13 protein-coding genes are annotated in these 11,955 nt (G+C 38.1%); 7 read left to right on the top strand and 6 right to left on the bottom strand.

The genetic code is table 11. The features are described 5' to 3' along the window. Nucleotides 1-8 precede the first annotated feature (8 nt). The 4 genes from lgt to ampD form a co-directional block, all read right to left on the bottom strand. Nucleotides 9-815: a prolipoprotein diacylglyceryl transferase gene (lgt, locus tag GG9_RS04945; RefSeq protein ID WP_005631206.1), complete on the bottom strand. Its 807-nt coding sequence runs from the start codon at nucleotides 813-815 to the stop codon at nucleotides 9-11. A gap of 8 nt (nucleotides 816-823) precedes the next feature. Further along, the gene (locus GG9_RS04950) at nucleotides 824-1,621 is read right to left on the bottom strand and encodes a sulfite exporter TauE/SafE family protein (RefSeq protein ID WP_005631204.1); all 798 of its coding nucleotides are present in this window, start codon (nucleotides 1,619-1,621) and stop codon (nucleotides 824-826) included. Beyond that, the gene (rppH, locus tag GG9_RS04955) at nucleotides 1,621-2,211 is read right to left on the bottom strand and encodes an RNA pyrophosphohydrolase (protein ID WP_005631202.1); all 591 of its coding nucleotides are present in this window, start codon (nucleotides 2,209-2,211) and stop codon (nucleotides 1,621-1,623) included. Before rppH ends, GG9_RS04950 begins: the two co-directional genes overlap by 1 nt. 525 nt (nucleotides 2,212-2,736) lie before the next feature. Then, nucleotides 2,737-3,291: a 1,6-anhydro-N-acetylmuramyl-L-alanine amidase AmpD gene (ampD, locus tag GG9_RS04960; RefSeq protein WP_005631200.1), complete on the bottom strand. Its 555-nt coding sequence runs from the start codon at nucleotides 3,289-3,291 to the stop codon at nucleotides 2,737-2,739. A 113-nt stretch (nucleotides 3,292-3,404) separates the two neighbouring features. Here ampD and GG9_RS04965 point away from each other — a divergent pair, with 113 nt between their 5' ends. From GG9_RS04965 to GG9_RS04980, 4 genes are read left to right on the top strand one after another with little or no spacing between them, the layout of a single operon-like run. Beyond that, entirely contained in the window at nucleotides 3,405-3,854 is a 450-nt protein-coding gene (locus tag GG9_RS04965) for a prepilin-type N-terminal cleavage/methylation domain-containing protein (RefSeq protein WP_005631198.1), read from the top strand. Beyond that, nucleotides 3,851-5,248 carry a GspE/PulE family protein gene (locus tag GG9_RS04970; protein ID WP_005631196.1) on the top strand — a complete coding sequence of 466 codons (1,398 nt, stop codon included), beginning with the start codon at nucleotides 3,851-3,853 and terminating at the stop codon, nucleotides 5,246-5,248. Before GG9_RS04965 ends, GG9_RS04970 begins: the two co-directional genes overlap by 4 nt. After that, nucleotides 5,245-6,465 carry a type II secretion system F family protein gene (locus tag GG9_RS04975; RefSeq protein WP_005631192.1) on the top strand — a complete coding sequence of 407 codons (1,221 nt, stop codon included), beginning with the start codon at nucleotides 5,245-5,247 and terminating at the stop codon, nucleotides 6,463-6,465. The genes GG9_RS04970 and GG9_RS04975 overlap by 4 nt, the downstream gene beginning before the upstream one ends. Continuing rightward, nucleotides 6,462-7,154: a prepilin peptidase gene (locus tag GG9_RS04980; RefSeq protein ID WP_005631189.1), complete on the top strand. Its 693-nt coding sequence runs from the start codon at nucleotides 6,462-6,464 to the stop codon at nucleotides 7,152-7,154. The genes GG9_RS04975 and GG9_RS04980 overlap by 4 nt, the downstream gene beginning before the upstream one ends. Nucleotides 7,155-7,207: 53 nt before the next feature. On the opposite strand, the gene rho is transcribed toward GG9_RS04980, so the two are convergent. Continuing rightward, nucleotides 7,208-8,470 (bottom strand): transcription termination factor Rho, encoded by a 1,263-nt coding sequence (gene rho / locus GG9_RS04985; RefSeq protein WP_005629550.1) that lies wholly within the window; start codon nucleotides 8,468-8,470, stop codon nucleotides 7,208-7,210. A gap of 246 nt (nucleotides 8,471-8,716) precedes the next feature. Between rho and metJ the strand changes: the two genes are divergently transcribed. Further along, nucleotides 8,717-9,034, top strand: coding sequence for a met regulon transcriptional regulator MetJ (gene metJ, locus GG9_RS04990; RefSeq protein ID WP_005631186.1), 318 nt, complete (start codon nucleotides 8,717-8,719; stop codon nucleotides 9,032-9,034). Between the two features lie 13 nt (nucleotides 9,035-9,047). Here the strand turns inward: metJ and GG9_RS04995 are convergent, their stop codons facing one another. After that, on the bottom strand, nucleotides 9,048-9,434 hold the full coding sequence (locus GG9_RS04995; protein WP_005631185.1) for a Cu(I)-responsive transcriptional regulator: 387 nt from the start codon (nucleotides 9,432-9,434) through the stop codon (nucleotides 9,048-9,050). A 76-nt stretch (nucleotides 9,435-9,510) separates the two neighbouring features. Between GG9_RS04995 and GG9_RS05000 the strand changes: the two genes are divergently transcribed. Together GG9_RS05000 and GG9_RS05005 are read left to right on the top strand one after the other, a co-directional pair. Beyond that, nucleotides 9,511-9,717, top strand: a complete 207-nt coding sequence (locus GG9_RS05000) for a heavy-metal-associated domain-containing protein (RefSeq protein ID WP_005631184.1) — start codon at nucleotides 9,511-9,513, stop codon at nucleotides 9,715-9,717. Continuing rightward, nucleotides 9,692-11,860, top strand: coding sequence for a heavy metal translocating P-type ATPase (locus GG9_RS05005; protein ID WP_005631183.1), 2,169 nt, complete (start codon nucleotides 9,692-9,694; stop codon nucleotides 11,858-11,860). The genes GG9_RS05000 and GG9_RS05005 overlap by 26 nt, the downstream gene beginning before the upstream one ends. The last annotated feature ends 95 nt before the right edge of the window (nucleotides 11,861-11,955 follow it).

Here is an 11,955-nt window from a genome sequence, read left to right as displayed (position 1 = left end):
AAAATCTCCTATTTTATTACCGCACTTTTGCGTGAATACGCCCAAGCCATAATTAAAGCACCACCAATAATCATCGGTAAACAAAGTGCTTGTCCTCGCGTAATGACGCCAAAGAAATTTTCAACTTCGGGCTCACGCACATATTCCACAATAAAACGGAAGATGCCATAACCAATTAAAAATAAACCAGCAACGGAACCTATTGGACGTGGTTTTTTAATAAAAATATTCAGAATTGCAAACAACACTATGCCTTCTAGAAAAGCTTCATAAAGTTGTGATGGATGACGAGGAAGTAATAGTGGATCATTCGGGAAAATCATTGCCCAAGGCACATCCGTTTCGCGTCCCCATAGCTCAAGATTAATGAAATTACCAATTCTACCTAAACCTAAACCAAACGGAATCAAAGGCGCAACAAAATCAGCCGTTTGCCAAAAATTACGTTTTTGTGAATAAGATGTCCAAATCATGGCAACAATGACGCCTATTAAGCCACCATGGAAAGACATTCCACCTTCCCAAACACGGAATAAATAAAGCGGCTCTTGTAAGAAACGATCCAAATTATAAAAAAATACATCGCCAACACGTCCGCCAATAAATACGCCCATAAAACCATTGAAAAGTAAGGTATCAACTTGATCCACTGTCCAACCGCTATTTGGGCGATTAGCACGACGAACCGCAAGCCAGCGTGCAAAAATAAAACCCAAAAGGTACATCAAACCATACCAACGTAAGCCGATATTGCTATCACCAAGAGTAAAAATGGTTGGATCAAAATGAGGCAGAAGCAAGTAATTTGAATTCATAATTTTCTCTATCTAATAAACATATCAACAGCAATGGTAATTAATAAAAGTGCAAATCCTTTCTTTAAAGTTGGCACTGGTAGTTTTGAGGTGGCTGTCGCACCAAGTTTTGACGTGAAAAACGATGTGGCAGTAATACATAACACTGCAGGGAAATAAATGTAACCTAAAGAATATTCCGGCATTGCCGCATTTCCCCAGCCACTTAACATAAAACTGAACATTCCAGAAGTTCCGAGTAACATGCCACAGAAAGCCGAAGAACCAATAGCCTTTTTCATATCGATACCGCGAGAATTTAAAAACGGCACAATAAATCCGCCACCACCGATACCTGCAGCACTAGATGCCATGCCAATTAGAATGCCACCGATAATAGACGATTGAGTCGTCAAAGGTTTAACTGTTTTATTTGTCTTAGGTTTAATAGATAAGACCATTTTAACCGCGAGATAAACCACTAAACAGGCAAATAATTTACTAGAAATATCGCGATCAAGTTTTCCGATAAAGAAACCACAAATAAACACGCTAACCATAATGCTCGGAGCAAGGATCTTCACCGCACTCCACACAACATTACCTAACTTATGATGTCGTTGAGCCGAAGAAAAGCCAGTAATAACAATCGTTGCGAAAGAGGTTCCAAGTGCGGTAGACATTAACAAAGGTTCTGGCACACCTACCATTGGTAATAAATACACCAACACAGGAACAATCATTAATCCACCGCCGATACCAAAAAGCCCCGCAAAAAAGCCAGCCACAGCCCCCACAAGCAAACAAAGTAAAATAAAGCTAAGCATTATGAATTCCTTGTTTTATTAAAAGAACGTTTTGGAAATTTTGAACCATTATATTTTTTAGGATGAGTATAAGATTTTTGCTCCAATTCTCGCGCTGGTTGATATACAGGAGGATTTTCTGAGAACAACACGCCCGAAAACTCTTTCATCGCTTTGCGATATACTTCTTTTTTGAACGATACGACTTGACGAACAGGATACCAAAAACTCACCCAACGCCATCCATCAAATTCTGGTGATTTGGTTGTTTGCATATTGATATTTTTTTCATCGCCAACAAGCTGCAACAAAAACCAGCGTTGTTTTTGCCCTATACACATCGGTTTGCTGTCATAACGCAACAAACGTTTTGGTAATTTATAACGCAACCAATGCTTAGATACATATAAAATGCGCACATCTTTAGGCTGTAGACCAACTTCTTCGTACAGTTCACGATACATCGCTTGCTCGGCACTTTCATTATCATTAATGCCACCTTGCGGAAACTGCCACGAATTTTGCCCACAGCGCTTCGCCCAAAGCACTTGCCCGTTGCGATTACAAATCACAATACCCACATTTGGACGGTAGCCATCAAAATCGATCACTATCGTTTTACCTTAAATTTTTCATATAAAAATAGTCTGCAGATTGTTTCATAAATCAGTGTTTTTATCAACCAAAGGGCTGGTTACACAATAAAATGCACAGATTGTGGATAACATTGTGAATAACGGATTTCTGATTGTGAATTGATCACGTAAAAACAGGAAAGGATCCTTATCTCATCAAACTTGAAAATAAATTGAGTTATTTTCGTTCTAAAAATCTAAAGAAAAAATAAACCGCACTTTTCACATATAAAAATGTAAGAAAGTGCGGTAAAAAAATACAATTTTTAAAGGGACGCCATTCACCAAAGATCTTTTAGCTATCTCTTTGAGTTATTCAATATTTCTGTGGATAAAATTGTGGTTGAGAAAATCCATAATGTTGTATAACTCAAACAAACCTTCCCAAGACAATTTCAAGAGAAAATTTATCCATTTAAATTCAAGTATTTAGCCATAAAACATAACAATATTTGTAATACACAGAAGTCTCTAAATTTTAATGTCTAATTTTTAAACAAATTATTTTAGGCTGGCAAAATAACGTTCCCAATCGAAATATTGACCGGGATCGAGCTTACGCCCTGGCGAAATATCACAATGTCCAACAATTCGCTCTTTCGTAATTTTAGGATAACTTTTCATGATTAGGTTAGTAAGTTCTTGCAATGCCAAATACTGCTCATTAGTAAAAGGTTGTTCATTACTACCTTCTAACTCAATTCCAATGGCAAAATCATTACATTTTTCTCGCCCTTGAAAGCTAGATAATCCAGCATGCCAAGCCCTTTGGTTAAAATTAACATATTGCGTGATTCGCCCATCTCGTTCAATCAAGCAATGGGCAGAAACACGCATTTGATGAATTTCTTCAAAATAAGGATGAATCTTAGGATCTAATTTTCCTTGAAAAAAATCATCCACATATCCGCCACCAAATTGTTCTGGCGGTAAGCTAATGTAATGGATCACCAGAAGTGAAATATCTTGTAAATCTGGGCGTTCATCAAAATGAGGAGATGGAATTTGTCGACAATCAGTCAGAAATCCTTTCTCAATATCTTTTATTTTTCGCATACATTTTCCTATTTTTGCGATCAGGATCGCAGAAAAAGAGCGGTCTGTTTTACAAAACAATTTTCCCTTTTCACAATATTTCAGCCAATAAAGGCTTAACGAAAGGAAAATAAATGAAACTAACTACACAAACTACCTTGAAAAAAGGCTTTACCTTAATTGAATTGATGATAGTCATCGCCATCATCGCGATTTTAGCCACTATCGCTATTCCTTCTTATCAAAATTATACCAAAAAAGCAGCGGTATCCGAATTACTGCAAGCATCTGCGCCTTATAAGGCTGATGTGGAATTATGTGTATATAGCACAAATGAAACAACAAACTGTACGGGTGGAAAAAATGGTATTGCAGCTGATATTACAACAGCAAAAGGCTATGTAGCCTCAGTAAAAACTCAATCGGGTGGCATTACCGTAAAGGGGGATGGCACATTGGCAAATATGGAATATATTTTGCAAGCTACAGGTAATGCTGCAGCAGGTGTAACTTGGACAACAACCTGCAAAGGAACGGATGCCTCTTTATTTCCAGCAAATTTTTGCGGAAATGTCACACAATGACGAGCTATGCTTTACTTCATACTCAGCGTGTAACCGCTCAAAACGGCGAGATATTTACGATCTCGCCAGATTTATGGGGGCGTAATCAGCAACAACAGTCGCTACTCTTACGTTATTTTGCTTTACCACTCAAAGAAGAAAATAATCGTCTCTGGCTAGGTGTCGATTCCCTTTCTAATCTTTCCGCCTGTGAAACTATTGCTTTTATAACTGGCAAGCTTGTTGAGCCAGTTTTATTAGAAAGCACTCAACTTAAAGAACTATTACAACAACTTGCCCCTAATCAACTTCAAGTGGAAGAGCAAGTTAAATATTACCAACATCAAGAACAGTCCCATCTTGAACAACAAGATGATGAGCCCGTCATTCGTTTGCTTAATCAAATTTTTGAATCTGCTTTACAAAACAATGCCTCAGATATTCATTTGGAGACCTTATCGGATCATTTCCAAGTGCGGTTGAGAATTGACGGTGTTTTACAAGCTCAGCCTCCACTTAGCAAAAATTTGGCGAATCGAATTATTTCTCGCCTAAAACTGCTCGCTAAATTAGATATCAGTGAAACCCGCCTTCCACAAGATGGACGATTTCAATTTAAAACCACTTTTTCCGATATTCTTGATTTCCGTCTTTCAACGTTACCAACCCATTGGGGGGAGAAAGTTGTCCTGAGAGCACAGCAAAATAAACCTGTAGAACTCAGCTTTTCTGAACTAGGCATGACTGAAAGCCAACAAAAAGAATTTCAACGCGCACTTAACCAACCACAAGGATTAATTTTAGTAACGGGTCCAACAGGAAGTGGGAAAAGTATCTCACTTTACACCGCACTTCAATGGCTAAACACGCCTGATAAACATATTATGACCGCAGAGGATCCCATTGAAATTGAGCTTGATGGCATTATTCAAAGCCAAATTAATCCACAGATTGGATTAGATTTTAACTGCCTATTGCGCGCTTTCTTACGCCAAGATCCCGACATCATTATGCTAGGTGAAATTCGTGATGAAGAAAGTGCAATGATCGCGCTACGTGCTGCCCAAACGGGGCATTTGGTACTCTCAACTTTACATACCAATGATGCAATATCTGCCATTTCCCGCTTACAACAACTCGGTATTCAACAACATGAAATTGAAAACAGTTTGCTGCTCGTCATTGCGCAGCGTCTTGTACGAAAAATCTGTCCAAAGTGCGGTGGAAATTTAATAAATTCTTGTGATTGCCATCAAGGTTATCGAGGTCGAATCGGCGTGTATCAATTTCTACATTGGCAACAGAATGGCTATCAAACTGATTTTCAAAATTTACGTGCGAGTGGTTTAGAAAAAGTTAGCCAAGGCATAACAGATGAGAAAGAAATTGAACGTGTGTTAGGTAAAAACTCATGACTAAAAAACTCTTTTATTATCAAGGTAGTAACGCATTAAATCAGAAACAAAAAGGCTCAATTATTGCAGATACGAAACAACAAGCACACTTTCAATTAATAAGCTGCGGGCTTACTCACATCAAATTACAACAAAACTGGCAATTTGGGGCAAAGCCCAAAAATTCAGAAATCAGTGAATTACTCAATCAATTAGCGACATTGCTACAATCCTCTATTCCGTTAAAAAACAGTCTGCAAATTTTGCAACAAAATTGCACTCAAATTATGCTCAACGAATGGCTTGAACGACTGCTTCAATCTATTGAATCTGGTTTAGCATTCTCACAAGCAATTGAACAACAAAGAAAATATCTCACACAACAAGAAATTCAACTGATTCAAGTAGGAGAAATGACTGGCAAACTTTCCGTTGTTTGTAAAAAAATAGCCACGCATCGTAGCCAGTCTTTAGCATTACAACGTAAATTACAGAAAATTATGTTATACCCCTCAATGGTATTAGGCATTTCACTATTATTGACACTCGCATTACTGCTTTTTATCGTGCCTCAATTTGCTGAAATGTACAGAGGCAATAACGCTGAGTTACCAACAATAACCGCAATATTGCTCTCTATATCCAATTTTCTTAAGCAAAATATCGGCATTTTGCTATTTTTCGCTTTTAGTTTTTTTCTATTTTATTACTTCTATCTAAAACGCCAGACTTGGTTTTATCAAAAGAAAAATCAACTTATTTCTATCACGCCTATTTTTGGCACAATTCAAAAGCTTTCGCGTTTAGTGAACTTTAGTCACAGTTTACAAATTATGTTGCAGGCTGGCGTACCGCTTAATCAGGCACTAGACAGTTTTCTCCCTCGCACACAAACGTGGCAAACCAAGAAAACGCTTGTAAATGACATCGTATTAGATAAAGAAGTGCGGTCAATTTTGCAATGGGTTTCTCAAGGCTATGCGTTTTCTAATAGTGTAAGTAGCGATCTTTTCCCGATGGAAGCACAACAAATGCTACAAATTGGCGAGCAAAGCGGAAAACTCGCTTTGATGCTAGAGCATATTGCTGAAAATTACCAAGAAAAACTTAATCATCAAATTGACTTACTCTCACAAATGCTAGAACCATTAATGATGGTGATCATCGGCAGTCTGATTGGAATTATTATGATGGGAATGTATTTACCTATCTTTAATATGGGTTCTGTTATTCAATGATTTATTTCACAATGTTTTTATTAGGCGGTATCTTAGGGATCGCATTGTGGTTCTACCTATCTGGTTTTATTACGCGTTTGCAGCAAAATATTTATGCGATTTACGTTGAATTATTTCCACAAAACCGTTCTCCATTTCAACCGCACTTTGCCTCTATTCAACAAAAAAAGTGCGGTCATATTTTGAGGTATTTTTTTAGTATTGGGGTTGGATTTATATTTTTACAAATTGCCTTCAAAGATTCTATTTTTACTGTATGGATCGGACTCACACTTATTATTCTTTGGACAATCAGTTATCTTGATTGGCACTATCAACTTATTTCTACGACACCCTGTTTATGGTTACTTACTCTAGGATTATTTGGAGCAGACAATAACTTTTCATTACTAACGTTATCTGAAAGCATAAAAAGTGCGGCTAGTTTTTTTATTGTTTTCTACGAAATCTATTGGATTGCAAAATGTTATTACAGAAAAGAAGCCTTTGGACGGGGAGATTATTGGCTAGCAATGGCATTAGGAAGTTTTATTCGTTTAGAAACCTTACCGCACTTTTTATTATTAGCCTCAGTGCTTGGAATATGTTTTTCGCTTATTCATAAAAAGAAAAAAGAATTTTTACCTTTTGCCCCTTTTATGAACTTATCGGCTATCATCATTTATTTCGTCAAATATTACGGATATTAAAAAGGGGAAAACATAATATTTTCCCCTTGTTCTTCATAGAAGTGCGGTTGCTTTTACGAACGTTTCATCACTTCAAAAAACTCTTCGTTGGTTTTCGCCATCATCAGCTTATCAATCAAAAATTCCATTGCATCCACTTCATCCATTGGATTAAGAATCTTACGAAGAATCCACATTTTTTGTAATTCATCAGATGTTGTGAGTAAATCTTCTTTACGAGTACCAGAGCGTTTAAAGTCAATGGCTGGGAATACACGTCTTTCTGCGATTTTACGAGAAAGGTGTAATTCCATATTACCTGTACCTTTAAATTCTTCGAAAATAACTTCATCCATTTTCGAACCGGTATCAACTAGCGCGGTGGCAATAATCGTTAAACTACCACCTTCTTCCACGTTACGTGCAGCACCAAAGAAACGTTTTGGACGATGCAACGCATTAGCATCCACACCACCAGACAAAATTTTACCTGAAGCTGGAGTGACTGTATTGTAAGCGCGCGCTAAACGAGTAATAGAATCAAGTAGAATTACCACATCTTTTTTATGCTCTACTGAACGTTTCGCTTTTTCGATTACCATTTCTGCCACTTGAACGTGACGAGTTGCGGGTTCATCAAAAGTAGACGCAATGACTTCGCCTTTTACGGAACGTTGCATTTCTGTCACTTCTTCTGGGCGTTCATCAATCAGTAATACGATAAGTTCCACATCAGGATAATTATGCGTGATACTTTGAGCAATATTTTGCAACAACATGGTTTTACCCGCTTTTGGCGGCGCTACGATCAAACCACGTTGGCCTTTACCAATTGGCGAGGCTAAATCCAAAATACGGGCAGTCAAATCTTCTGTTGAGCCATTGCCACGTTCCATTCTTAAACGAGAATTAGCATGTAGTGGTGTTAAGTTTTCAAATAAGATTTTGCTACGGGAAACTTCTGGTTTGTCGTCATTGACTTGATCAACTTTTAAAAGTGCAAAATAGCGTTCGCCTTCTTTTGGTGGACGAATTTTGCCTTCGATTTTATCGCCAGTTTGAAGATTAAAACGACGAATTTGACTTGGGGAAACATAGATATCATCAGGGCCTGCAAGATAGGAACTGTCGGCAGAACGAAGGAAACCAAAACCATCTGGTAAAATTTCTAACACGCCACCGCCGAAAATATCCTCGCCACTTTTGGCGTGCTGTTTTAAGATTGCAAAGACAATATCTTGTTTACGCAAACGAGCTAAATTTTCTAAGCCCATCTGCTCCTCGCCGAGTTTCACAAGATCAGAAACAGGCGTATTTTTAAGTTCTGTTAAATGCATAATGAATAAATGTTGGAATTAATAAGAATTGATTATTCGAATGGTGGGCTTGCACCCTTTGAATGGCGCGTAAATTACCACTAAAACCCTACGCTGTCTAGCTTTTATTAGCATTTAATATAAAAAATTACCGCACTTTTTTTAAGAACTTATTTTGGAAGTTTAGCCGTCTAGATTGTTATTTATTTGATTTTTAATTAGAATACGGACAATTTGTAAGGTTATCGATAAGCTCTAAGGGAAATTATGGCGAATTGGGACGGAAAATATATCAGCCCTTATGCAGAACATGGCAAAAAAAGTGAGCAAGTCAAAAAAATTACAGTATCCATTCCCATTAAAGTACTGGAAATTTTGACGAATGAACGCACTCGCCGCCAATTGAAAAGTTTACGTCACGCAACTAACAGTGAATTGCTTTGTGAAGCGTTCTTACACGCATTCACAGGGCAGCCTTTGCCCACTGATGCAGATTTAATGAAAGAGCGTAATGATGAAATTCCCGAAGATGCCAAAGTGCTTATGCGTGAATTAGGTGTCGATCCAGAAAGTTGGGAATATTAACCGCACTTTTCACTTATCCGTTCAAGCCATTCAAAATTGAACATTCAGGGTTGCCATTGCCTTGACAACTGTCGTGCCAGTGCTGCAATTTTTGTACCATTTTTTGTAGCTGTTCTATTTGTTGATTTAATGTCGCAATATGTTGAGCAGTTAGCACTTTCACTTCTCGGCAGCTACGCTTAGGATTATCTTGTAGTGCTAATAATTGTGCGATTTGATGTAACGAAAACCCAACATTGCGTGAGTGTCGAATAAAATGCAACCTTTCTAAATCACTTTCTCCATAATTTCGATAGCCTGACAAACTGCGAACAGCGGGTTTAATTAACCCCATTTTTTCATAATCACGGATTTGTTTTGTAGATAAACCTACTAATTTTGCGGCTTCACTAATATTCATAAAAAACTTCTTGACCTTAACCTTATGTAAAGGTTTATAGTTTAACCATCAATAAAACAACTAACAAGGAGTAAAAATGAAAACTATCACATTAAACATAAAAGGCATACATTGCGGCTGTTGCGTAAAAAGTCTTACTCAAGTTTTAACTGAATTAGATGGTGTACAATCTGCTGATGTGCAATTAGAGGGTAAAGCAAATATTACTTTTGATGAAAATCGAGTTAATGTTGCACAGTTGATTGAGGTAATTGAAGATGCCGGATTTGATGCCACAGAGTAAAAAAATTTCGATTCAGATTGGTGGGATGACCTGCCAATCTTGTGCCAATCGTATTGAAAAAGTTTTAAATAAAAAACCATTTGTGCAACAAGCAGGTGTAAATTTTGCTGCCGAAGAAGCTCAAGTTGTATTTGACGCTACGCAAGCAAGCGAAACTCAAATTATCGAGATTATCCATAAAACAGGTTTCTCTGCCCATATCAAACAAACCAACGAATTACCAATAGAAAAAAATACATCAATCCCTTGGCGATTAATCGTACTTTGGATAATCAATATTCCATTTCTGATTGGCATGCTTGGTATGATAGGTGGCTCACATAGCTTAATGTTGCCCCCTATTTGGCAATTTGCATTAGCGAGCATTGTGCAACTTTGGTTAGCCATTCCATTTTATCGCGGAGCAATCGGTAGTATTCGTGGTGGACTTGCCAATATGGATGTACTGGTCAGCACAGGAACGCTCACTATTTATCTTTATTCTGCTTTTATGCTGTTTTACCACGCCGATCATGCAATGGGGCATGTGTATTTTGAAGCTTCTGTAATGGTAATTGGTTTTGTCAGTCTTGGAAAATTTCTTGAAGATCGCACTAAAAAGCATAGCTTAAATAGCTTGAGTATGCTCTTGCAGCTGACACCGAAAAAAGTCACTGTTTTACGTAATGAAAAATGGACTGAAATTGCTCTTGACCAAGTCAATATCGGCGAAATCATTCGTGCGAATCAAGGCGAGCGTATTGCGGCAGATGGCGTAATTGAAAGTGGAAATGGATGGTGTGATGAAAGTCATTTAACGGGGGAATCTCGCCCAGAAGAAAAACAGAAAGGTGGAAAAGTATTAGCGGGGGCGATGGTAACAGAAGGTTCTATTATCTATCGAGCAAATCAGCTTGGTAGCCAAACCTTACTTGGCGATATGATGAATGCATTATCAGATGCACAAGGATCAAAAGCGCCAATCGCACGATTTGCTGACAAAGTTGCTTCCGTGTTTGTTCCTGTCGTTTTAGTGATTTCACTTGTTACTTTCGCACTCACTTATATTCTGACGAATGATAGTGTGTCTTCACTTATTCACGCGGTATCCGTGCTTGTGATTGCTTGCCCTTGTGCCTTGGGATTAGCCACACCAGCAGCCATAATGGTTGGTTTAGGTAAAGCGGTCAATGCTGGCGTATGGTTTAAAGATGCGGCAGCAATGGAGGAAACCGCCCATGTGGATACCGTTGTGCTTGATAAAACTGGCACATTAACAAAAGGAGAGCTTGAAATCTCTGCTTTATGGCAGCCACAAAGTGCGGTGTATTCTGCAGACGATTTGTATCGTTTTGCAGCAGCCGTTGAACGACAAGCTAACCACCCAATTGCAAAAGCGATTGTGCAAGCAGCAGAACAAAAAATGTTAGAAATTCCCATCGCACTTTTTTCAAAGATGGAAGTGGGTCAAGGCATTCAAGCTGAATTAGAACAAGTGGGAACAATAAAAGTCGGTAAACCTGATTATTGCGGTTTAATCTTGCCTACAAATTTAGGGGAGATCTGGCAAATTGCGAGCATTGTCGCGGTATCTATAAATGATAAACCTATTGGCGCATTTGCGCTGACGGACACCTTAAAAAACGATAGCTTGCACGCCATTCAACGCTTACAACAGCAAAATATTGATGTAGTAATTATGAGTGGCGATCAACAATCTGTCGTGGATTACATATCTAAACAACTCGGCATTAAGAAAGCCTTTGGAGGCCTCAGCCCTAGAGATAAGGCGGAACAAATTCAAAAGCTGAAAGCTCTAGGTCATGTTGTAGCAATGGTCGGTGATGGAATAAATGATGCGCCTGCTTTAGCTGCTGCAAACGTCAGTTTTGCGATGAAATCAGGTTCAGATATTGCAGAACAAACGGCTTCTGCAACACTTATGCAACATTCGGTGAATCAACTTGTAGATGCGCTTTTTATTGCAAGAGCAACCTTGAAAAATATCAAACAAAATCTATTTTTTGCTTTGATTTACAATATTCTCGGCATCCCCCTTGCTGCTTTCGGTTTTCTAAATCCAGTGATTGCTGGAGCTGCAATGGCGATGAGTTCAATTTCCGTATTGATGAACGCCTTAAGATTGAAAAAAGTGCGGTTCTAATTTCATTTATTTTTATACGCAATCGGTGTCGTGAACGCACCGATTTTTTTGTCGCTGAAAATTACCGCACTTTTTATAAAAAAAATTTTAACTTG

It is taken from the genome of Haemophilus haemolyticus M19501 (genome assembly GCF_000222025.1).
GTDB classification, from domain to species: Bacteria; Pseudomonadota; Gammaproteobacteria; order Enterobacterales; family Pasteurellaceae; genus Haemophilus; species Haemophilus haemolyticus_G.
This window is presented reverse-complemented; position numbering and strand designations above follow the sequence as displayed.